This window comes from Psychrobacter sp. UBA6739 (assembly GCF_002453835.1).
Lineage (GTDB): Bacteria > Pseudomonadota > Gammaproteobacteria > Pseudomonadales > Moraxellaceae > Psychrobacter > Psychrobacter immobilis_A.
This window is the reverse complement of record NZ_DKHR01000026.1, coordinates 1-24,160: the sequence shown is the minus strand read 5'-3', so window position 1 is coordinate 24,160 and position 24,160 is coordinate 1. Positions and strand designations below refer to the sequence as shown.

The 24,160-nt window shown below is 43.5% G+C and carries 18 protein-coding genes; 12 read left to right on the top strand and 6 right to left on the bottom strand.

The features are described from left to right. Positions 1-345: hypothetical protein (locus B2575_RS06490; protein WP_296240657.1), on the top strand; the 345-nt coding region annotated here is incomplete at its 5' end. A gap of 105 nt (positions 346-450) precedes the next feature. Here B2575_RS06490 and B2575_RS06485 read toward each other — a convergent pair. Beyond that, the gene (locus tag B2575_RS06485; RefSeq protein ID WP_296240655.1) at positions 451-987 is read right to left on the bottom strand and encodes an REP-associated tyrosine transposase; all 537 of its coding nucleotides are present in this window, start codon (positions 985-987) and stop codon (positions 451-453) included. Between the two features lie 187 nt (positions 988-1,174). Then, positions 1,175-2,773: a GMC oxidoreductase gene (locus B2575_RS06480; protein WP_296240654.1), complete on the bottom strand. Its 1,599-nt coding sequence runs from the start codon at positions 2,771-2,773 to the stop codon at positions 1,175-1,177. 392 nt (positions 2,774-3,165) lie between these two features. On the opposite strand from B2575_RS06480, the gene trpB reads away from it, so the two are divergent. The 3 genes from trpB (at position 3,166) to B2575_RS06465 (ending at position 6,958) form a co-directional block, all read left to right on the top strand. After that, complete coding sequence (gene trpB / locus B2575_RS06475; RefSeq protein ID WP_296240652.1) at positions 3,166-4,392, top strand: tryptophan synthase subunit beta; 1,227 nt, start codon at positions 3,166-3,168, stop codon at positions 4,390-4,392. Between the two features lie 218 nt (positions 4,393-4,610). Further along, positions 4,611-5,513, top strand: coding sequence for a DMT family transporter (locus B2575_RS06470; RefSeq protein WP_296240650.1), 903 nt, complete (start codon positions 4,611-4,613; stop codon positions 5,511-5,513). A gap of 341 nt (positions 5,514-5,854) precedes the next feature. Then, positions 5,855-6,958: an alkene reductase gene (locus B2575_RS06465; protein ID WP_250163567.1), complete on the top strand. Its 1,104-nt coding sequence runs from the start codon at positions 5,855-5,857 to the stop codon at positions 6,956-6,958. A gap of 138 nt (positions 6,959-7,096) precedes the next feature. On the opposite strand, the gene B2575_RS06460 is transcribed toward B2575_RS06465, so the two are convergent. Together B2575_RS06460 and B2575_RS06455 are read right to left on the bottom strand one after the other, a co-directional pair. After that, complete coding sequence (locus B2575_RS06460; RefSeq protein WP_296240648.1) at positions 7,097-8,065, bottom strand: pirin family protein; 969 nt, start codon at positions 8,063-8,065, stop codon at positions 7,097-7,099. A gap of 283 nt (positions 8,066-8,348) precedes the next feature. Next, positions 8,349-9,665 (bottom strand): NAD(P)/FAD-dependent oxidoreductase, encoded by a 1,317-nt coding sequence (locus B2575_RS06455; RefSeq protein WP_296240646.1) that lies wholly within the window; start codon positions 9,663-9,665, stop codon positions 8,349-8,351. A 508-nt stretch (positions 9,666-10,173) separates the two neighbouring features. Between B2575_RS06455 and acs the strand changes: the two genes are divergently transcribed. From acs to B2575_RS06420, 7 genes are all read left to right on the top strand, one after another. Next, positions 10,174-12,135: an acetate--CoA ligase gene (acs, locus tag B2575_RS06450; protein WP_296240644.1), complete on the top strand. Its 1,962-nt coding sequence runs from the start codon at positions 10,174-10,176 to the stop codon at positions 12,133-12,135. A 230-nt stretch (positions 12,136-12,365) separates the two neighbouring features. After that, a complete protein-coding gene (locus B2575_RS06445; RefSeq protein WP_296240642.1) occupies positions 12,366-13,544 on the top strand; it encodes an NAD(P)/FAD-dependent oxidoreductase in 1,179 nt (392 codons plus the stop codon). Positions 13,545-13,624: 80 nt separating this feature from the next. Next, entirely contained in the window at positions 13,625-14,053 is a 429-nt protein-coding gene (locus tag B2575_RS06440; protein ID WP_055123559.1) for an MgtC/SapB family protein, read from the top strand. Between the two features lie 133 nt (positions 14,054-14,186). Next, positions 14,187-14,438 carry a hypothetical protein gene (locus B2575_RS06435; RefSeq protein ID WP_296240640.1) on the top strand — a complete coding sequence of 84 codons (252 nt, stop codon included), beginning with the start codon at positions 14,187-14,189 and terminating at the stop codon, positions 14,436-14,438. Positions 14,439-14,570: 132 nt separating this feature from the next. Then, positions 14,571-14,807: a hypothetical protein gene (locus tag B2575_RS06430; protein WP_227675952.1), complete on the top strand. Its 237-nt coding sequence runs from the start codon at positions 14,571-14,573 to the stop codon at positions 14,805-14,807. Between the two features lie 768 nt (positions 14,808-15,575). Further along, a complete protein-coding gene (pgsA, locus tag B2575_RS06425; protein WP_055123738.1) occupies positions 15,576-16,247 on the top strand; it encodes a CDP-diacylglycerol--glycerol-3-phosphate 3-phosphatidyltransferase in 672 nt (223 codons plus the stop codon). A gap of 485 nt (positions 16,248-16,732) precedes the next feature. After that, the gene (locus tag B2575_RS06420) at positions 16,733-17,506 is read left to right on the top strand and encodes a hypothetical protein (RefSeq protein WP_296240637.1); all 774 of its coding nucleotides are present in this window, start codon (positions 16,733-16,735) and stop codon (positions 17,504-17,506) included. Between the two features lie 92 nt (positions 17,507-17,598). On the opposite strand, the gene B2575_RS06415 is transcribed toward B2575_RS06420, so the two are convergent. Then, on the bottom strand, positions 17,599-18,093 hold the full coding sequence (locus B2575_RS06415) for a pyridoxamine 5'-phosphate oxidase family protein (RefSeq protein ID WP_045452613.1): 495 nt from the start codon (positions 18,091-18,093) through the stop codon (positions 17,599-17,601). Between the two features lie 465 nt (positions 18,094-18,558). On the opposite strand from B2575_RS06415, the gene purL reads away from it, so the two are divergent. Beyond that, entirely contained in the window at positions 18,559-22,569 is a 4,011-nt protein-coding gene (gene purL, locus B2575_RS06410) for a phosphoribosylformylglycinamidine synthase (protein ID WP_296240634.1), read from the top strand. Positions 22,570-22,910: 341 nt separating this feature from the next. Here purL and B2575_RS06405 read toward each other — a convergent pair whose 3' ends face one another. Then, on the bottom strand, positions 22,911-23,702 hold the full coding sequence (locus B2575_RS06405; RefSeq protein ID WP_296240631.1) for a DUF3732 domain-containing protein: 792 nt from the start codon (positions 23,700-23,702) through the stop codon (positions 22,911-22,913). Between the last annotated feature and the right edge of the window lie 458 nt (positions 23,703-24,160).

The window sequence follows — 24,160 nt, the reverse complement described above, 5'->3', positions numbered from 1 at the left end:
CCAATTTTATTATGCCACTACAATTGGGCTTATGAAGAAGAGGTGAGAATAGTTAAAGAAGTCGAAAGTTTGAAAGCTAGCTATCATACCAGTGAAGGAGTTTTTGGAGACTTCAATATAGTCAGAATACAAGGCAGACCACTATACTGTTTTTCTATTCCTCAGAGCTCAATAAAAGAAGTTTATTTAGGGAAGAACATTTATAAAAATATATCGAGAACGGCAACAGTCTCTCAAAATGAATATGAGTCTTTAATTCAGAGCTGGCAAGACCAAGACATTGAAGTTTACTACTCTGAATGCGAATTAAATTCTTGGAATTTAAAGAAAAGGGCTAATAGATGATTGCCTAATTTCGATGGTGGGTTACGCCTTGTCCTCATTCTCTACGAGAAATCGACAAGTCTAACTCCACCCTACGGCGAACATTTTGTGTAATTCGAGCTTTCATTAGCGCTCACCAAAATGAATATCCTCATAATCGATACCCGCCCAATTCAAATCATAGCGACCATTATCAACCTCACGTATAAACTTTGAATGTTCCCAATCAATAGGGTTTTTAGCATAACCATGTTTGACAGCGTTATAATAAATGTAATCCATATGACGATTGTAGTCTATCTCGTTTTGAAGGGTATGCTCCCAATAACGCCTTTGCCAAACGCCAGTTTCACTTTTCCCCTGCCGGCTTTGATTGTTGGTTCGTTTTACATGCGCTGGTAATTGTCTGCTGAAATAGCTTTCTAGTAGTCTGATACGGGTAGGGTAGTCATTGTCGTTTTCAGGAAGCGTCCATAAAGCATGAATATGGTCTGGCAGGATTATAATGGCATCAGTAGTGAATGGCATTTTCTGCTGTGTTTTTTGATAGGCTAGTCGTAGTTCATCGATATAAGTTGTAAGCAGTTGGCTTTGACGGTCGCTTATGTTAATAGTGAAAAAGTAAGACGCTCCTGCTTGATAGTTTCTAATATAGTTTGGCATAGTTTAGGGCTTATATTATTCGGTGGGTTACGTTTTATCTTCATTCTCTACAAGAACTTGATAAGTCTAACCCACCCTACAGCAAACTTAATATTCTATATAAACTTTAATTTAATGTTGATGCTGACGTAAGATGGACAATAACGTAACCCACCTTTTGAGGACAATTATTCAACTCTTCTATATATTACCCAAAAACTTCCCTTAAAATAACCGCCATATTACGTTCGGCAAGTCCGGTAATAAACACATACGGATTGACGCCAGCGCTACCGGGGATTAACGCGCCATCTTGCACGTAGATATTTTCGTGTCCTTTGACGCGACCAACTCCATCAGTCGCCTTACCCAATACACAACCGCCAAGCGGATGATAACAGAAGTTATCGCCGAAGCCTTTGGTGAACAATAAGCTTGAAGTAGAGCCACCATTTACTTTGGCGAGTTTTTCGATCAGCTCTTTGGCAGCATTTACTGAGTACTCATTTTGCTCGCGTTTCCAGTTTAGTTTGACGGTTTTGCTCGCTTTGTCAAAGTAATAGTTGCCGCGTTCTGGGTTGTCAGTGATGGCGAGATAGAGCGTCGTCCACGTCTCAAGTCCTAACGGTAATGGCGCGAGTTCGGCAAAGATTTTGTACTTCGAGCCGTCTCTATCACCGTCCCACATATTGATGCCTTTGACCGGAATGGTGGATTGGGTAGTGCCAGCCGCGTGGACGAAATTGCGTCCCGTCATGATGTTACCGTTGGGACCCCAATGCTGTCCGATATGCTCGTTTAAGTTATTTAATTGCCCTTCAGCTTGGCTTTTAAGCAGTAACTCTGAGGTGCCCGTACTGCCAGCATTAAGGAAGAGCTTATCGCAAGTGTAATGCTTAACTTCATCCACACCGCCAGTCTTATTGATGACATGGACTTCTAAACGCAGTTGGTCGTTATTAAGCGCTTGAATGTTATTTACTTTGCGCAAGGTTTTTACCGTGACGTTGCCAGTGGCTTCAGCGTCTTTTAGGTAGGTTAAGTCCAGTGAGAACTTGCCAGCGTTATTACCGTAGATGACTTCACCGCCCAGTCCTGATTTGTAGACTTCGCCCTTCGCTTCTTTTTGCATGTAGTCGAAATCGTAGCTGTTGCCAAAGAATTCGGTTTTCATTCCCGCCCTTGAAGCTTGGCGTTCAGCTGAACGAGTAAATTCGTAGTGCTCGGATTGATTAAAAAATGACTCCGGAATTTGGCTGACTTTTAATTCTCGCATAGCACGCGGGAAGTAAGTGTCGTACATCTCATCAGCATCAATCCAAGGGAACGTTTCTTCAAAGTGCGAGCGTCTGGGCTGAATGGCAATCGCGCCATTGACGATAGAGCCGCCACCATAAGCACGCCCTGCGAAGACTTTCATATTATCGTATTCGATTAAATCTAAAACCCCTGGATATTTTCTGATAGGGATTGGAATCGGAATAGGGGCGTTTGGCATATTGCTAAACCAGCTTGAGCGTTTATCAGCGTTTATCATTTTGCAAAAGGTATTATGTTTGAGGCTTCTATCCCAGCGCATCCCCATCTCAAGGATTAAAACCTTGTGACCTTTTTCGCTCAACCGTAGCGCCGATACCGCACCGCCATAGCCACTACCAACGATAATATTAGCAAAGTGACCCGCTTGAATAATTTTGCTTGGTAGCTTTGGCTGCTTGGCAAGCGTTTGGCAACCACTCACCGCAGCGGAGGTGCTGATAGCGCCTAAGCTTAAACCCATGGCTTTAATCAGTTGGCGTCGTTGCATGGTGTATCCTAATTTGATATTTAAGCTAAAAAGCCCGTATGAAATAATATTAGCTTTAGACTGCAAAGGTGCGCTAAGCCAAGCGAGCATCATATTAGCAAACATAAGTTGCGTTATTATTTCAGTCACACGATTGCTGTAATACTTATAGTCAAATAGGGCTTTCATTCAACGATTATTCTTGCCAGCTTTTAGTCAATGTCTTAGCCAGTCACTTAGTCAATTGTTTTTAGAGTGACGTGTAAACTTGACCGAATAGAGAATTTCGCTTATCATCTTGTTTCAATGTACTAGAACACAAATACATTAAAATATTTTCATTACTAAAAATGCTAAATAATTCGGCAAAAATGCCAATACTAATACTCCATTTAAAATAATAAGGCTTAACTATGACAACGCAAAATACCGCCACTGGCTACGGTTTACATCAATCAATACTACCGAATAACGAGGGTTTATATGGTGAGTTCGGTGGCAAAATTGCTCATTCTGAGCTTGCCAAAGCCATGAGCGAGATCGAAGTAGGTTTTCGTAAAATTATCAAAGACGACGACTTTATCGCTGAGATGAAGCGCTTACGTGAGACTTATGTTGGTCGTCCAAGTCCCATTTATCATGCGCAGCGTTTGACCCAGCATGGCGGCGGCGCACAGATTTATTTTAAACGTGAGGATTTGAACCATACGGGCGCGCATAAGATTAATCACTGTTTGGGTGAAGTGTTATTAGCCAAGAAATTAGGCAAAAAAAAGGTAATTGCGGAGACGGGTGCGGGGCAACATGGCGTCGCGTTGGCAACGGCAGCAGCCTTGATGGGCTTAGAGTGTGAGATTCATATGGGTGTGGTCGATATTAAAAAGGAGCATCCAAACGTCAGTCGTATGAAGATTTTGGGTGCCAATATCGTACCAGTCTCACGCGGTGCAGGAACGTTAAAAGAAGCGGTTGATAGCGCCTTTGAAACCTATCTTAATGAGCTTGATACTAGCATGTTTGCCATTGGCTCGGCATTAGGACCGGCGCCTTATCCTGAAATGGTCAGCTATTTTCAATCGGTGGTTGGTCATGAAGCACGGGCGCAGTTCTTAGCGACGACGGGTAAGCTGCCTAATAAAGTGGTCGCTTGTGTTGGCGGCGGCTCGAATGCTATCGGTATGTTTAGCGGCTTTTTTGATGATAAAGATGTAGAAAAAATAGGCGTGGAACCCGCAGGCGAAGGTCTGGATACTCCTAATCATGCGGCGACGATGTCGCTCGGCGTCAAAGGCGAGATTCATGGTTTTAAATGCTATGTGCTGCTCGATGAAAAAGGCGAGCCAGCTCCCGTACATTCGATTGCTTCTGGTCTAGATTATCCAGGGGTTGGACCACAGCATTCGCATCTGCGAGATTTAAAACTGGCTACTTATGAGTCGGCGACTGATGCTGAATGTCTAGAAGCGTTTATGGCATTGTCGCGCCTTGAAGGTATTATTCCTGCCTTAGAGTCGGCACATGCCATCGCTTATGCGATGAGGGTTGCCAAAAATATGTCAGCGGATGAGACGATTTTGGTCAATTTGTCAGGTCGCGGCGATAAGGATATTGACTTTATTTTGGATAAAGTAAATTTGTAGAAGAAATCAGTGATAAATACAGAAAATACAACATCAATCGAGCAATTAAAAAGTTATCATCGAGGTTTTTTTATCACACGATACTTTTTACGACTAAGCCTTTTATAACTGCGCTTTTATGATGAATTTGTTGATAACAATCATTTCATAACGAGAAGTTCATAAATAGCCATTTTATAAGTAAGGAGCAATCGTCTAACGCTTGATAGGATCACCACATGTCTAACCGCGACCTCATTATTTTTATCACCTTATCCTTTATGTGGTCGCTGTCTTTTATTTTTTATCGTATCGGCGTGCCTGAATTTGGCTCGTTAGCTTTTGCGAGCCTTCGTGTGGTCTTGGCTGGGCTGACCATGCTGGTTTTTGTTTTGATCAGCCCAAAAAATAGAGAGGGCATACGGGATAATTGGAAAGTGTTGACGCTGGTTGGATTATTTTCTGCGGCTATTCCCTTTATCCTGTTTGCCTTTTCAGCGCGCTCGGTAAACGCAGGGGTGTTGGCGGTGCTTAATGCGTCTGTGCCTATGATGAGCGGTTTCATCGCCAGTACCTTTTTTAAAGACAGACTGTCAAAAACACAAATTCTCGGTTTAGTTATCGGTGTTATCGGTGTGATTATTTTGATGAGTGAAAACTTATTTAGTGGTAGCGGGCAGGGCGCTGAGTCAGGTTCAGGGTTACTGCCGATGGGCTACGCACTATTGGCTTGTGTTGGCTATGCCGTCGGTGCCAATATCACCAGAAACTACTTATACAATGTCTCACCAGTCGCTATTACCGCAGGCTCGCTCATCATTGCCAGTGTGATCATGTTGCCGATAGCAGTCTACGAATTCCCATATGGTAAAAGCATTAGCCTTACTGCTTGGGTTTCTGTCATTTGTATTGGCGTGTTTTCAACCGCCATTGCCTTGATTTTTATGAATCAATTGATAAAAAGTATTGGTCCTATGCGCGCAACCAGTATTACCTTAGTGATTCCGATTTTTGCGATTATATTGGGTTACTTATTGCTTGATGAAGCATTGGACACACCTGCGATCATCGGCTCGATGGTGATATTGTTTGGCACTTACTTGTCTTTAGAGTTGTCCATTAAAAAGATGCTCAAATTGTAAAAATCTCGATTGGGTCATCGTTCAACACGCCCTAAGTAGACTTTTGACTGAGAGGTTATGAGTACAGGTTATTGATAAATAATATTATTTTGCTATTTATGTTTTTAAATGATTAAAGCCATTCGCTTAATAGGCTGATAAGAGGCGTTGAATAATGAGTATTATCAATACCGATATCATGCCATATTGATATTTTTATTGGTCATTTTTCCTTGGAATTATCATGTTTGCCCCCTATAAAGACTACGGCTTATAAATAGCGTATTAAAAAACGAGCGCGCTATTTATTCATTAATAACAAACCAATCATTATGGTTTTATAACAACAAATAAGGCTTTTTATGGCACACGATAATTTATTTGAACCCGTAGAAATGGGTACGCAAACCCTAAAAAACCGCATCATCATGGCACCGTTGACACGTCTGCGTTCGATCGAACCTGGTGATGTACCGACGGCACTTGCTGGAGAGTATTATTCACAGCGTGCGAGTGCTGGGCTTGTTATTACTGAAGCGACGCAGGTATCTTTTCAGGCAAAAGGCTATGCTGGCGCGCCGGGTATCCATACTCAAGATCAAATCACTGCGTGGAAAACCATCGTTGATAATGTCCATGCCAAAGGTGGCAAGATTGTGGTGCAGTTATGGCACACAGGATTGGTTGCGCATGAAAGCGTGCAGCCTGATGGCAAAGCGCCGATCTCAGCGTCTGATGTGCATGTCGGTGTGCGTACGTCATTGCGTGATAGCAATAACCACGCCATTCGCGTTGAAGCGACTACGCCACGTCCAGCGACACTTGATGAGATTAAGCAAGTCATCGCTGATTTTGCCCAAGCGACCAAAAATGCTAAAGAAGCAGGCTTTGATGGGGTAGAGATTCATGGTGCGCATGGTTATCTATTGCATCAGTTTTGGGTTGAGCAAACCAATCAGCGTGATGATGAGTATGGCGGTAGCCGTGAGAATCGTGCGCGTCTGACTCTTGATGTTATCGATGCTTGTGTTGATGCGTGGGATGCTGATCATGTGGGTATTCGTATCTCGCCACTTGGCACGTTTAACAATGTAGAAGCAGGCTACAACGAAGACGAAAACATTTGGCTAGTTGAACAGATCAACAAGCGTGGTCTGATGTATTTGCATCTCTCTGAGCCTGATTGGGCAGGTGGTACGCCTTATAGTGATGCATTCCGTCAGCGTGTCCGTGATGCTTTTGACAATATGATTATCGCTGCTGGTGGCTATACTGCTGAAAAAGCGGAGAAAAATATCAAGGAAGGCTATATCGATGCGGTTGCTTTTGGCCGTGATTATATCGCCAATCCTGATTTGGTTGAACGTATCCGAGAAGGGGCGGCTCTCAATGAGCAGCATCCAGAGAGTTTTTATGGTGGTGGTACTGAAGGCTATACCGATTATCCGTTCCTGAATCAAGCATAATCGATAATCAGTTGCCCTTATGATTAGCTAACCTTAAGGTGTGTTAAAAACACCCTCACCGTTAGCCGATACATAAGCACATAATAAAAAGCCACCTGACGCAGACCGTCAGGTGGCTTTTTGATGCCTGTATTTTAACTATTTAACAAAGTTGCCCGTTTGGTAATCCCGAAACGTTTGGCGGAGCTCTTCTTGGGTGTTCATTACAAAGGGGCCATAACCTGCGACTGGTTCGCCGATAGGTTCGCCGCTCAATAGTAAAAGCTTGACTGGTGCTTGCTCGTCATTTTCGGTAGCAGGATAATGCAGCTCAATGTGATCAGTAGCCAGTGTTTGCTGAGCTTGCCCATCAGTGCGGTGCTGAGTTGGCGCATCAAATTGAATCAAATTGCCAGCACTGACTGACGTACCATTGACCAGTAGTTCACCTTCTTGTACTAGCAGTAGCGTATTGTGGGTGTTGGGCACTTTTAGCGTTGTTGCACCCGCAGTATGCAGCTCAATATCCCATAAGTTAATCGGAGTAAAAGTATTTGCCGCGCCTGTGATTTCTTGCCACACACCAGCAATGATAGCCGCCTTACCAATCGTCGTTTGGTTGTTAGGGTTGCTGCTATCAATCAGCTCAACGATAGGCAGATCTGCCCGTTTGATGCTTTGATAGTTTGGGTCGGTCAGTTTGTGCGCACTTGGCAAGTTGACCCACAGTTGCACCATACTAAAGACGCCACCGCGTTGACCGAAAGCCTCGGAATGAAACTCTTCGTGCATGATGCCACGACCTGCAGTCATCCATTGCACATCGCCTTTTTGAATAATCCCTTGCCCACCTACTGAATCGGCATGACTGACTTCACCTTCGTAGGCGATAGTGACGGTTTCAAAGCCTTTGTGTGGATGCTGTCCGACTCCATGCGGCTGTGTTTTATAATTGGGGTTCGGATCAAAGGTCGTTGGTTTGCCATAATCGAATAATAAAAAAGGGTCGGTATGGCTATAATTAAATTGAGGGTTATCGTCAAGATGGTTGATTAAGGTCTTTACATAAAAGCCGTCACCTACCCAGTGCGGCGCTTTATCACCATGAATATTTTTAATAGGACGCATTTATTACCTCGTCAGACAAAGCATATTTTTTAATAAAAAATTTCTGTTAAGTTACGCTACATTTATAGCTACCTATATTGTGTTTATTTTAATAATTTATCAAGGGCTAATGTCGATAAAAGGCAACTTAAGTAGAATAAAAATAGGGATATCTCGTTAGGGGGTGGTGGGCATTTAGCCATGGCGCTGTTTATAAGTGCTGTTTATAAGTGCTATCTGTAAGCACTGCTGATGTAGCACTGTTTATGATTAAACAATGCCAAATCGTTATGATTAAATGAGGTTAAACCACTTCACCGCAGACAAAGCCACTGGCCCATGCCCATTGGAAGTTATAGCCGCCGAGCCAACCAGTAACATCCAGCACTTCACCGATAAAGTATAAGCCCTCCTGCATGTTGCTTTGCATGGTCTTTGAGGAGACTTCATCAGTTTTTACGCCACCACGTGTTACCTCAGCGGTACGATAGCCTTCTGTACCAGAGGGTTTGAGCTGCCAACCATTTAAAGTCGCGCCAAGCTCCGTCAGCCGCTCATCTTTAATATTGGCAAGTTCGGTGTCTTTGATATCGTCCCAAAGGTGCGTTTGTAGCGCGGCAAGCAGCTTTTTTGGTAGCTTATGACTGTCATCGCCACTATCGGTATAATCCGCGACGACTGTCCGAATCAGTTGCTTTGGGTGCGATTTTTTGTGCGCAAGGAGCAGCGCTGTCATGTCGATATTTGGCAGCAGGTTAATACTAATGGTCTCGCCAGTGTGCCAATAGTTTGATAGTTGTAGCATAGCAGGGCCTGACAGCCCGCGATGGGTAAACAACATGGGCAATTTAAAAGAGATGCGCTCATTGCTAGCGATGACTGGCAAACTAATACCAGCCAAAGATCGTATAAGCTCACCCGTTTTATCCGTAAAGGTAAAAGGCACTAAGCTGGCATCGGTTGTGATCAGCGTATGCCCAAATTGCTGCGCCAATTCATATCCTAAACCACTGGCTCCCATCGTTGGAATAGACAGTCCGCCCGTGGCGACCACGAGTGACTCACAGCGGTAGCCTGTTTGCGGCAGTTTTGTTTGATTGGCGGATTCTTTTCTCTCTTGCTTTTCTTTTTTGCTAAGCTGCTTGGTGGTCAGTAATTCAAATTTGGCGTTCTTGTCATTTTCGATAGCTTGTACACTGTCAATCTGCGCATTTAGCTTTACTTGTACGCCAGCTGCCGTACATTCCGCGAGGAGCATGGTCAAAATATCTTGCGCTGAATCATCACAAAATAGCTGACCGTGTTCGCGCTCATGGTAAGGGATGTTATGTGCTGCCACCATACCGATAAATTCCCAGCTGGGATAACGACTGAGCGCGGATTTACAGAAATGTTGATTGGCACCGATAAAGTACTCAGGCTCGACATAGTAATTGGTAAAGTTGCAGCGTCCGCCACCTGACATGAGGATTTTCTTGCCCGCCTTATTGGCATGGTCTAATACTAGCACGCGGCGACCACGGCGACCCGCTGTCAGCGCACAGTATAGCCCTGACGCGCCAGCGCCGATGATGATGACATCATAGTGGGTGTATTGTGATGCATTGCGGTAATTGCTCATGGTAGTCTCATAAAATAATAGGTTTAAAAACCAGCCACCAAATTCGTTATCGAATCAACAACAGAGTCGATTGCTTATCTTTATAGCAGCAGATCAATAAGAGGATTTGGTGAAGGGTGTATTTTGGCGTCGTATCTAGCGTGTAGCTATTGTCCATATTTCATACAAGGTTACAAGGATTAAATGTCATATCATTATCTGATATCTGGACAGTGATGCCTTTGTTTATACCAAAATCAAAACATGTTTTAAATTAGTCAATAGCAAGATTAAAAGCGAGTAGATGCAAAACCACATCTCGTCAATAAATTTTATCATGGGTGATCAAGTATACCGCTATATAGGCATATTGTTATGAATGGCTGTTGATACCTTGCAACCGTTCTGCTTATTTGTCAAACTAACCGTGAGTGTCACACATTATGGAAGATGACCCTTATCACCTGTACAGGCAGTCGTTTTCGACCGTTATGCGTGCAGGTCATAATAATTAAAAAGGACAAATACGATGACTCAAAAATCATTCCCCATTGCAGCCGAATTTATCGCTGCTGCCAATACTACCGCTGAACAATATCGCGAAGACTACGAAAAATCTATCGAATCACCTCAGGCTAATGATGCTTTTTGGGCGAAGCGTGCCGAGCTGATCGATTGGATAAAAAAACCGACCAAAATCAGCGACGTTAACTATGATTTGGATGATTTTCGCATAAAATGGTTTGAGGACGGCGAGTTGAATATCTCTGTCAACTGTCTCGACCGACATGTCAAAAAAAATCCTTACAAGCCTGCCATTATTTGGGAGGGTGATCACCCTTCACTGCACAAAATCATCTCCTTTAAAGAGCTGCATCAAGCGGTCTGTCGCTTGGGTAATTCCATGCGTAAGCTTGGGGTCAAAAAAGGCGATCGCGTGACCTTATATATGCCGATGATACCTGAGGCAATGATAGCGATGCTGGCATGTACGCGTATTGGTGCTGTGCATTCCGTGGTCTTTGGTGGCTTTTCTGCTGAGAGCTTGGGCAATCGCCTGATAGACAGTCGCTCAAAAATCATCATTACGGCTGATGAAGGCTTACGTGGTAATAAGCATACGCCGCTCAAAGCCAATGTCGATCGGGCACTAGATATGGATGGCACTGATAGCGTGACCAACGTCATTGTCGTTCATCGTACGGGTAATTCTGTACCGATGAGTGGTCGCCGTGATGTTTGGTATCATAACTTGGTCGATGGCGAGTCAGAACATTGCGAGCCAGAAGTCATGAATGCCGAAGACCCACTATTTTTATTGTATACCTCTGGCTCTACTGGCAAACCTAAAGGTGTGCTGCATACCACGGGCGGCTATATCACCTATGCTCTTTCTACTTTTCGAGATGTGTTCGATATTAAAGACGATGACGTCTACTGGTGTACTGCGGACGTAGGCTGGATCACAGGTCATACCTATGCAACCTACGCACCGCTTGCCAATGGTACGACGACGGTGATGTTCGAGGGTGTACCAGAATACCCCACATGGGCACGCATCGGTCATATTATCGATAAGCACGATGTGACCATTCTGTACACTGCACCGACGGCGATTCGAGCGATGATGAAGGAGGGTGATGTCTTTGTGAGGGAGTCCGATCGTTCAAGTTTGCGATTACTCGGAACAGTCGGCGAGCCGATCAATCCCGAAGCATGGGACTGGTATTATCATATCGTCGGCGGTGGCAAGTGTCCGATTGTAGATACTTGGTGGCAAACTGAGACAGGCGGCATCCTTACGGCACCGATACCAGGCACGGTCGCCCTCAAGCCGGGCGCAGCGATGAATCCTTTGTACGGTATCAAACCAGAGATTGTTGATAGTGACGGTACTATGCTAGAAGGCTCTGCTGAAGGAAACCTAGCAATTAACAGCAGTTGGCCGGGGCAAATGCGTACCATTTATAATGACCATGAGCGTTTTTTACAGACGTACTTTAGTGAGTATCCCGGTTATTATTTCACTGGTGATGGGGCGCAGCGTGACGAAGATGGACATTACTGGATCACGGGTCGCGTCGATGATGTGCTTAACGTCGCAGGGCATCGCCTGGGAACAGCAGAAATTGAGAGCGCCGTGGTCGCGCATCCTGCGACAGCGGAGGCCGCCATTGTCGGGATGCCGCACGAGATTCGCGGCATGGGCGTTTGTGCCTTTATCATTTTGAAATCGGGTGAAAAAGAGACAGAGGCGCTAAAGGCTGAGCTGAATCGACATGTTCGCGCTGAGATTGGTCCGATTGCCAATTTGGATGCTATTCATATCGTTGAAGCGTTACCCAAAACTCGCTCGGGCAAAATCATGCGCCGTATTTTACGTAACCTTGCGGCAGGACAATATGTTGGTTTGGGTGATTTGTCTACTCTTGCGGATAGCTCGGTGATTAATCAGCTGGTTGAGGTAGTCAAAGCTGCGCGAGGAGAGTAGGCTAAATTATCGATTAAAAGCACGTTCAGTAAATAGACGATTAGCGTTCAGAAAAGTCATGTTATGAAAACTAGCATGGCTTTTTTACGCAGACGATATTGATATCAACAAACTTTAAAGGTTCAATACTTTCTATAACCATCTTATCTAACGATAACCATACTGTCGAAAACATTCCTACTATTATCACTCCCTTTTTTATCCAACATTATATGAGGCCTGCTGTCATTATGACCAATCAATCTTTGCAAGCTGTCGCTACCCAATCACCAAAAATCGCTATCATTGGTGGTGGTTTGACAGGGCTGTTTACCGCTACATTATTAGAGCGCGCCTTTGCTCAAAACATAGCACAAGATAGTGCGCAAACACCCTTACCGCAAATTACTGTCTTTGAAAAGTCACGTAGCGTAGGGCGTTTAGCCACTCGATATCGTACTGATAGCCCCACTGGTAAAAACTGGCAATGGGCATTTGGGGCGCAGTTTTTTACGGCCAAGACGGCAAGTTTTAAGCAATTTATTACGCCTTGGTTAGAGACGGGATTGCTACAGCCATGGTGCGCCAACGTGGTTGAGCTCACGCCAGCGAATAATGATACTCAATCGCCTGATATTCACATCAAAGAGCAATGGAACACCACGCAAGCCCGCTATATCAGTACACCAAAAATGACCAGTTGGGGGCGTACACTGGCTGATGAGTTGCAGTACAGCACTATAAAATTTAAAACCCGCGTTGCGCCATTGGCTCAATATGATAATTCTCTAGCGGAAAAGGTTGATAAAAAAACTGAGCTATTTGACGAGACTGGTGTGAGTCTAGGTCACTTTGACTGGGTGATATGTACCGCGCCAAATGGTCAGACCATAGAGCTAATGGCAGAGAGCGGCTTTGCTGAGCAAGCCAAGATTTCTAAGCCAACAATGCTGGCGTGCTATACGCTGATGCTGGGGTGGGATAATTTTGATACATTACCAAAAATGTTAAGCGCTCAAGCAGATCCATGCTGGGATGTGGCTTATCTGAATGACTCTATGCTCGATAGAATATTTATCGAACATCAAAAGCCAGCTCATGCAGATTTATTACCCAGTCTTACGATTCATGCGCGCAACGACTGGTCAGAGCAGCATGTCGATGACGATATGGAGACGATCAAAGCGCAGTTATTAATAGCTGCCAAGCAAGCATTGAATTGGAACGATGACCATGCTCCTAGCCAAATAGATTGCCATCGTTGGCGTTATGCCGCCACTGTCACTGATAGTGATAAAGAAGCATTAGGCATCTTGATAGACGAGTCTCATCAATGGATTGTCAGTGGTGATTGGTGCGGACAAGGCAATATCGAAAGCTGCTATCAAATGGCACAACAGACGGTTGAGGCAATTAACAAAGCAAAATAATGGCGAAAGTTTACTTAGCGACTGACGCTATCCGAAACTGGACTTTAAGGGTGTTTTCTTAATATGAAAAGGTGATAACGATGTTTGGATTCGACATAGATTTAGAGCTGATGGGCTATCATTTTTTCCAGTTGGGCATCGCCTTTATATTGTCATTACCGATTGCCCTTAATCGTGAGATGAAAGACAACGGCGCGGGGTTAAGGACGTTTCCACTGGTAACCATTGCGTCATGCGCGTTCATGTTGGTAGGTATGGATATTTATGATGCTACTGGTGAAGCGAGAATCATGTATGCCATCATTACAGGTATGGGGTTTATCGGTGGTGGGGCAATTTTTAAAAATGAAAAAGGCTCAAAGGGCACTGCCACGGCAGCGAGCTTATGGAATACGGGCGCCATCGGTATTTCGGTGGCTTACGGTCGTTATGAGATTGCCATTATATTATCGGTCGTTGGTTTTTTGATTTTGCAATTCTCAGAGCCCTTTAAAGTTAAAAAACACTAAGCGATGGGTGCGACGGATTAACCTGCATATACACTTAAATACTAAAGAGACTATAAATCAATACTATATAGTATCTCTATATCTATATGATATAGCAAGAAATCTATAAATTGTTGAAAATAAAGGATAGTTTATGAGTAGCAGATTGAGAGGTAGTGTGCTGACTTGTGCCATGCTAGCACGAGGGGATAAGCAGGTTTTATGTGCGGTCAGTAATGAGAGCGACGAGCAGGCGATGGCTAGTATCGATAGCACTGAATATGATTCGCTAAGGCACATTATTTCTTTTGATAACGATAAATTCTCCTGTAAAGAAGGCATTGAGTGGCAATGCGCCATACCAGTAAAAAAAGTAGAACTTTTTTATGATGATATAAATCTATAGTCGCTTATAACTGAAAATTTGTGTATTAATTTGTAATACTTTAATTGAAAATAAAGCTACCCAAATTGCTAATAAACAGTTATATTCGTATAACATAATATACAAAATAGTACGAAGTTAGAGGTGAATATAGTGCTTAGAGGAAGTGAGCTGACTCGTGTAATGCTTGAGCATGGCTGCCATGAGATATGGTGTGCGGTAGATGATAATAGTGATGAAGAAGCTATGTGTGATCAAGATTCGAACGATTTTACTGCCCAAATCGTGTCTTATCATAACAACAGATTCTATTGTACTGCTGGTACTGCGTGGCTATTCGCTGTGCCAATCAAAATAACGGCGATGACACTTAGTGATGTAAAGCTCTAAATACCTTTCTTTGTCTAATTAAGCCACCGCCGACTCATCATTTGTATTATAAAAGCCCACCTTATGGTGGGTTTTTCCTTGTAAGCAATATGCCGCTTTTTAGATTATTGCTCAAACAATACAGATTTTGGAGATAGTCATACTTGTATATGACAAGAACCTTTAACTAAGCATGAATTACAGGCAAAAAAGAGCCCACAGAGGAGGAACTGTGGGCCGAGGAAAACTGATCGTGTAAAGGAACTACAGAGGCAGTGGTTGTGACCTATTGTTATTATGAGTTTTTCTATATTAACTAATATTAGGGTGGTGGTGATTAATTCAATAACTGCATATATTTACTTACATATTTAAGTGTACAAGTGTTTTTATCAGAATCGCTATCATAGCGCAATTGACAGCGGTTTGGCTATTTTGGTTACACGACATTACGTTTAGAGATTATGAGAGAGAAAATTAACGTCGTATTGTATCTCCAGTAGATGAGTCTTTTAGTCGTGTTATATCTAACATTGATAAATACGTAGCAAAGTTTTGTAGTTATATATGAAAGATTGATTAATCTTAATAGTCATTCCACTATAAAAATATTACTGCATTAATCTCGCTTGAAGTATTAGATATACATCTACACTCGGTTGTTTTGTACTACTTTTAAATTCAACTGACTATATCGATAACTGAATAGCTAAAGAGATGGCATGACGACCTGCGCGAAAAATGCTAAGCTATCTACCATTAATATGTCTATATAAAACTGGGTTTGCCATGACTGAGAATACGCATTTGCATACGCAGGAGCCGCAAAATACCAAGAGTATTTTTAACTTGCCTAATAACCTTACTATCGCGCGGATTTTAATGATTCCGCTATTTGTCGCGATTGCTTATTGGCCACCTGCTATGGGGATTGGCATGCCTGCTATCTCAGACAATGTGATTGCGCGGGTCGGTATGAGCGAGTTTAGTGATAGCTTGTTACGACATTTACTTTTGACTAGCGTTTTTATTATTGCAGCGATTACTGATTGGCTTGATGGATATTTTGCCCGTAAGCTTAATGTTATGTCAGCCTTTGGTCGTTTTTTAGACCCTGTCGCTGATAAGTTAATGGTGGCGGCAGCGCTTATTATCTTGGTGCAATGGCATCCCAATATTATTATGGCAATCGCCGCGATTGTGATTATCTCGCGTGAGATTGCGGTATCAGCGCTGCGTGAATGGATGGCAGAGCTGGGCAAAAGTACCAGTGTGGCGGTGTCTTATGTCGGCAAGCTAAAAACGACATTTCAAATGGTGGCTATTACGGTACTTTTGTTAAACTGGGAATCGCTCGAAACGATTGGTTATGTGCTGATGGTTGCTGCTGTTATTTTGACACTATGGTCGATGATGATTTATCTGAGAGCTGCTTGGCCGTACCTAAAGCAAAGCGGGTAAATATATAACGCAGATATGGTCAACAAACAACATAGACCACAAAAAACGCCAGTCGCATTAGTCACTGGCGTTTTTTATGGTCTGTTTGAAATACGGCTGATGGTGCCTATTTGTCTTAGACATTGTTTGTATGGTTGATATATACTCAAAATTATTAGGGTCTGTTGAACATTCAAATATTAGGGCTGCTGATTGCTAAAATTGCACCAAACTAGGCGCAAACCGACGATAATGTCGAGACCTTAGCTAGGCTTGCAACAACGTTTGGGGTGATTTTAGCATCAGCCTTTCAGGCCAATACTCTTTTTTGCCAATATATAGCGAAATTGTTTAACCTAGAATGACTAGGCATCAAAAATTTCACTGCATATTGTCTAAAAAATAATGACTGCCAGCACCACATTTGAATGTTCAACAGACCCTAAACAAAATACAAAAAAATTGATCGAGCTATCATGAAACGGCATTCAAATAAGGAAATAAGCATGACAGTACATCAGACACAATCGGGCGTTGCCGTATTATTGTTGGCATTATTAACGGGGTGTTCTTCTGGCTCAAACATGCAGGAAGAGTCCACCTCAACCATTCAGCGAGAAAAATCTATTCAAACAGACGCTACTGCAGAACGTTCCACTCAGGACGCGGCAGAATCGGAGCGTTTGGGCACAAAGTGGGGCGATGACGTTAATTCAGAAGTGACGACTGTTGATCTGCGCCGTACGAGCAGTGAGCCTATCGAGCAGATGCAAGTCCGTTATGCGGATAAGTCTTATAATGGACGTGCGGTTAATAGCATGTCACTACTGGCGGGCAAGGTTGATTTTTCGATGGAAACGGACACAGATACGTTATCGATCTATCGAGATTCGGGTAATTACTACGTCCAAGGTCAAGCGGGTCAGGCCTATCGTTTGATGTATCATAATAACAGCGACAACACTTATGAAATCGTCGCTAGTGTCGATGGAATAAATGTCCTCAATGGCAGCGCTGCCAGTCGCTATGACAGTGGATATGTGCTAAATCCACATGATAATTTGGTGATTGAAGGTTTCCGTAAGAGCCAAAGCTCAGTAGCTTCGTTTATATTTAGCAAGCCAGAAAGTGCCTATGCTGCCAATACCAGTTCAGGCTCTATCAATAATACAGGTATAATCGGTACGGCTATTTATGGGCTGTATGATCCTTCTAAGCCCAAGCCAACGCAGCCACAGGCTTATCCAGCAGACAATGGCTATGCGAAACCACCGCAGTAATGCCTATCAATAGAAAATAGATAACGCGTAAAGAAACGCCAGTCGCATTAGCCACTGGCGTTTTTGTTTTTGCTATTTCTGCTTTAGATAACTTATAACGTCACAGAGTTATTTTCACCCAGATTGGTTGCTTTTTTGCCATCCATTACAGCAGCAGTAGTCATCTTAAACATATTGACGACTGAGCTACCACTGAGCCAGTACTCTGCGCCATGTGGTACGACTTTGATCAGCTGTACATTTGGATCATCTTTACCTTGCTCATAAAAAGCATTGTAGATCGGCGACCATAGCTCGTCTAATTTCTCTTGGTCTTCAACCAGTTCCGCTTTACCATTAATTGAGACATAGTTTTTGGCATCTTGACTGACATAAGCCAAGTTTACTTGCGGGTCTTTCTCAATGTCACTCACGGTTTCGGTACTCTTGTCACCGATGAACCAAATCTCTTTTGCACCGATGCTCGTCTCGCTCGTTGTCATTGGGCAGGCATGCAAATGGCCTTCGTGAGTACGAGTTGTCATCATGGCAAACTTGATGTCTTTTACCAATTCTTGCACTTTATTGATATGGTCTTGTCTACTCATAGTAAATTTCCCTTTCTGTATTTTGATTAAGTCGTAGTGATTAAATAGTTGATTGTTTATAGTAGTTTTTATTCAGGCTAAGTGTTTTCCAAATTAAGCGTTTTTCAAATATCGAAAACCAGATGAATTGAGAAAAACAATCGTCGCCTTAACAACTGAAACTAGAATACCGAGTTGTGACCTTGTGTTTATATAGGTTGCCCGTAAGGCGATGTGAGGGTTTGTAAGGATTATAAGCTTTAGGTAAAAATTGTGACGATATCGCTGTTAAGTTTCTGTGGTGAAAGTAGCCTGTTGTAAAAGTAACAAGGGTTTCAACGATGGCAAAGATTTCACTATTATTGAATAGCAAGCATCAGCAATTTATCTTGGTTTTGACCTGCTTATTACAGGGCTTCTTGTTATAATACCCAGACCATTTACTTTGCATGGCAGAGATGCCTTGATCTTACGGATTATGCCTTTATGATGACCATCGCCGGACAACCGTTTCTTACCGATTTTCAGACGCAGCAACTCATCAGTCAGTTCCAGCAAAAAACCGAGCTAAATGTCAGCCAAATCCATACCCAGCAAGTGTATGTGTTATCACGAGAACTCGAAGGTGATGAGCATAAAAAAGCGCTAGACTTACTTGCTGTCGATAGTAGCACTGTCCTTGAAGCCCCCAAAAGCAATCAGTTACAAGTCATCGTAGGTCCACGTTTTGGCACGATTTCGCCATGGGCAAGTAAAGCGACCGATATCTTTAATAACTGTGAAATTGCGATCAATCGCGTCGAGCGTGTCGTTGTCTATACGCTGACCATCGATAGCAAGATCAGTGAAAAGCTGTCTACTGCCGCTGAGCAGGTGTTGTTTGACCGTATGACCCAGAGCTTGGTCTATGACTTGAGCGATGTCAGTAAATTGTTCGACGATCAAGCGCCAGCATCACTGAATCATATCGATGTCATCGGACAAGGTCAGTCGGCGTTAGAATCAGCCAACACAGAATTCGGGTTTGCGCTATCTGTCGAAGATATTGATTATTTGATGAATGCGTATGTCAATGAGCTAAAGCGTAATCCAACTGACGTTGAGCTAATGATGTTTGCACAGGCAAACTCAGAGCATTGCCGTCATAAGATTTTTAACGCTGAGTGGACAGTCGATGGTGCTGTACAGCCAAAGTCATTGTTCCAAATGATTAAGAACACTTATAAAGCCAATCCGCAAGGTATCTTGTCAGCGTATAAAGACAATGCCGCGGTAATGGCAGGTTCTGAGGGTATGCGTTTTTATCCAATTCCTACCGACGCGATGGATGCCAATTCAATTCATCCTTATGACTTTCATCAAGAAGAAATCGATATTTTAATGAAAGTCGAAACCCATAATCATCCAACAGCGATTGCCCCTTATTCTGGTGCAGCGACGGGTGCGGGCGGTGAGATCCGTGATGAAGGCGCGACTGGTCGTGGCGGTAAGCCAAAAGCAGGTTTGACAGGTTTTCATGTATCACACTTGCATATCCCAGAGCTCGCTGAGAAGTGGGAGCAGTCAGGTCAGTTGAGTACTCAGGCTTATGGCACGCCAGATCGTATGGCAACCAGCCTTGAGATTATGACTGAAGCACCACTCGGTTCAGCCAACTTCTCAAACGAATTTGGTCGTCCAAATCTGTGTGGTTATTTCCGTAGCTTTCAGCTTGATACCTCAGCGGCAAAAGATGGCAGCGAGATGCGCGGCTATCATAAGCCAATCATGCTGGCAGGTGGTTATGGCAATATCAAACGCAACCTCATTGAAAAAAACACCATTCAGCAAGGTGATTTATTAATCGTCCTTGGTGGCCCTGCGATGCAGATTGGTCTAGGCGGTGGTGCAGCATCTTCGGTTGATAGTGGTGACCTTGATGAAGGCTTGGATTTTGCCTCAGTTCAGCGTGACAATGCTGAGATGGAGCGTCGTTGCCAAGAAGTTTTAGATCGCTGCTGGGCACTAGCGGGTAGTGATGTCGATGTGAGTAATAATGGCAAAGACGGCAACCCTATCGTGTCATTGCATGATGTGGGCGCGGGCGGTATCTCTAATGCGATGCCAGAGCTGGTCAATGACCACGAGATGGGCGCGGTACTAAATCTGCGTAAAGTTCCATCATTAGAAGCTGGCATGTCACCAATGGCCATCTGGTCAAACGAAGCGCAAGAGCGTTATGTCCTTGCGATTCACCCAGAAAGCGAAGCCCAATTCGATGCCATCTGCGCGCGTGAGCGTTGCCCGTATGCCATCTTGGGAACAGCCACGGATGTGCGTCAGCTGGTCGTTGACGATACGCTATTGGATGAGCAGCCAGTTGATATGCCGATGCAAGTATTGCTCGGTGGCACGCCAAAGATGAAGCGTAGCTTTGAGCGCCATGACAGCAGCTTACCTGCATTAGAGCTAGGCGAAGTTAATTTAGCCGAGTCTATCAAAGACGTGTTGCGTCACCCAACGGTCGCTAGCAAATCATTCTTGATCAGCATTGGTGACCGTTCTATCACCGGTATGGTTGTCCGTGATCAGTATGTTGGTCGTTATCAAGTACCCGTTGCCGATTGTGCCGTGACTGCTTCTGGTTTAATTGCGCTAGATGGTCAGCCGATGAGCGGCGAAGCGATGAGTGTTGGTGAACGTACGCCAGTTGCCCTGATTAGTCCAAAAGCTTCTGCGCGTTTGGCTGTTGGTGAAGCAATCACCAATATCGCTGGCGCACGTATTACTCAGTTGTCTGATATCACGATGTCAGCGAACTGGATGGCAGCATGTGGTGATGATGCAGAAGACGCAGCCTTGTTTGATGCGGTATATACCGTCGGCGAAGAGCTATGTCCAGCATTGGGTATCGCTATCCCAGTCGGTAAAGACTCGCTATCGATGCGTGCCAACTGGAAAGACAGCAGTGACGCAGGTGAGACGGACAAATCAGTCGTATCACCAATGAGCTTGGTGATTACTGCCTTTGCTCCTGTGGTTGACGTAGCAAAAACGCTAACCCCTGAGTTAATCAAGGGCGACAGCGCGTTCTACCGTATTGATTTGTCTAAAGGCAAGCTACGTCTAGGCGGTTCAATCCTTGCGCAAACGCTGAGCCAATTGGGTAACGATTGCCCAGATTTAGCACAGCCAAGCGACTTGGTCGACTTCTTTAACTTTATCCAAGCGGGTAACGCGCAAGGCGTTATCAGCGCCTATCACGATATCGGTGATGGTGGTCTATTAGCAACTATCGCTGAGATGCAATTCACGAGCCGTCAAGGTATCAAGCTGTCATTGACGGATGATAACTTACTCGGTCAACTGTTCAGTGAAGAGCTGGGTGCAGTCATCCAAGTATTACCAGAAAACGTCGCGGCTCTCATGCAATTGGCAGAAGAGTTTAACGTTGCTGATATGCTGAGCCTCGTTGGTCAAAGCTCAGAAGAAGACAGTCTCCTTATCCAAACGCCAACGCTCATGGGTGATGATACTTTACGCTTTAGCCGTACTGAATTGCAGCAAGCGTGGACTCAGGTCAGCTATCAAATCGCGCGTCGCCGTGACAACCCAGCGTGCATACAGCAAGAGTATGACTTAATCGCTGATGCGAGCCATCAAGGCCTCATCGCTGCGCCGAACTTTGATTTGAATCAAAAAGTTGAAGAACCATATGTAAACAGCCGTGCTGATTCTGATAACAGCACGCCAAGAGTCGCTATCTTGCGTGAGCAAGGCGTCAACGGTCAGACGGAAATGGCAGCAGGCTTTACCCAAGCTGGCTTTGAAGCGGTCGATGTACACATGAGCGATCTACTGAGTGGTCGTATCAATCTACGTGATTTCGATGGCTTAGTCGCTTGTGGTGGCTTTAGTTATGGTGATGTACTAGGCGCTGGCTCTGGCTGGGCGAACTCTATCTTGTTCCATGACGAGCTGCGCATGCAGTTTGTCCGCTTCTTTGCCCGTCCTGAGACCTTCTCACTAGGCGTCTGTAACGGTTGTCAGATGATGGCTCAGTTAAAAGACCTCATCCCAGGTGCAGACAACTTCCCACGCTTCATTGCTAATAAATCGGCGCGTTTTGAAGGGCGTACGGTCAATGTGAAAATCGAGCGTACCAAGTCTATCCTGTTTAAAGGTATGCAAGACAGCATCTTGCCAATCGCTGTGGCGCATGGTGAAGGCTATGCCACGCTAGACAACAATGAAATCGACGGTATGGCAAAACACGGTCAACTGGCGATGCGTTATGTCGATAGCCAAGGTCATCCAACTGAGACGTATCCGCTCAATCCAAACGGTTCGGTCGGCGGTGTTACGGGTCTGTGTAGCACCGATGGTCGTGTGACGATTATGATGCCACATCCTGAGCGTAACCTAAAAGCCTATAACCACAGCTGGAAACCAGAAGAGTGGGATGAAGACGGCGCGTGGATGCGTATGTTCCGCAACGCTCGTGCTTGGTTGCGTTAATATTTACCAAGACAGTTTGAGTTGTTTTAGATAATAAAAAAGGTGGGCTTCGGCTCACCTTTTTTGTGTTTGAGGTTTGAGTGTTTTAAATATTGACTTAACTTTGATATCAAGTGATGCGGAGTAGGTTGGCGTGGAGTTTGCGACACCCAACGTTTTTAAGGCAGCTAATCCCGCCTTCCGCTTGTATCTGCCAGTCTGGGCGAGGCGGTGACACGAGTTGAGATGTTACTGTTACCTCGACACCACCTCAATCTCTAGCCACCGCAACTCGCCCAAACCAGCAGGATACCACTACAGTCGGGGCTAAAACGCGCCTACCATTTAACCCAAATGTGCTATTAGAAATTCATAAGTTTTCTAGTTCTCCATCTATTCCCATTTACTAACGACTCAAAGCTACCGTTTTCAAGCGTTAAGTTATCTACATGGTCAGTTACTATTATTTGAGGTGAAAATCCAAATTCCCCCTCTAAAGAAATACAGTAGTTATTTAGTTGATCGAAAATATTTGTGACAGACTTCATATCTTCGTCAATTTTATTATCATCCAACATTTCGATAGACTGTATTTCACCTTTTGAAAAACTCTTCTTCGTATCACGGCTAAAATTTGGGAAGTAAACTTGAGTAGGTTGATCTAAAAACAGTATAGATGGGATTAAGCAATCCTCACCTAATGAGACAAAATATTTGTGTAATGCAAGAAATAGCGTTAGATGAGTATATAACCAGTTAGCTCCACTACCCATTGACCTCAAGTAGATTTTTTTATTTTTATTAATATCGTCGTGATATAAGTCAAAACTTTCTAACGAAAATTTTAAATTTATTGGATCGTAAGCGTCTTCAAAGTCAAATTCGTTGCCAATATCATACATATATTCGTTTATTTTTTTCTCTGCTGCTTCTATAAGACTATTAATGTTATATTTTTTAAGCTCTTTATTTACAGCTTTCAAGTCTTTTTTAAGTTTAGTTAGTTGTAAATCAATTTTTGTATCAGTAGAAGGATCAAGCAAGTCAATAATACTAAAAAGCTTATATTTTTGGTCATATATTGCTTCAGAAAAGTCTTTTCTTTCTTTAATGACTTTATCAATATTCTCAAGCTTCCTCTTTTCTTTCTGCAACTCCTCAACTTCTCTGGTAAGTATTTTAGATTGATTCTCAGTATCTGCTAATAGTGTTTGAAGTGGAGCTTACATTTTCTTAGTGACTATAAGCGTTTGGTTAAGTTTTTCAATCGCTGATTTGAGTTGTATAGCTGACTTAGACAGCTTGCTACTACTGGTCTCGCACAAAGGGCAAATAGCGTCAGAAATTTTAACTGAATCTTGATTAATAAGCATCTCTGAATTGAGTAATCTATCTTCTTGATTCAATGAGTTTTGAATGGAAGCAATTTTATTTCTCACATAGTTTAGTTCGACAATTTTCTCAGCATGAAGTTTTGAGGTTTCTACATAATGTTTATGGAATATATCTGATGAAGAATCAAAATTATCAGGACTCAATATCTTATTCAGTCTATTTTTGCTCTCTGAGGGGTTAAGAGTGATATCTTCTATAGTAAAACCCACTTAAAAGT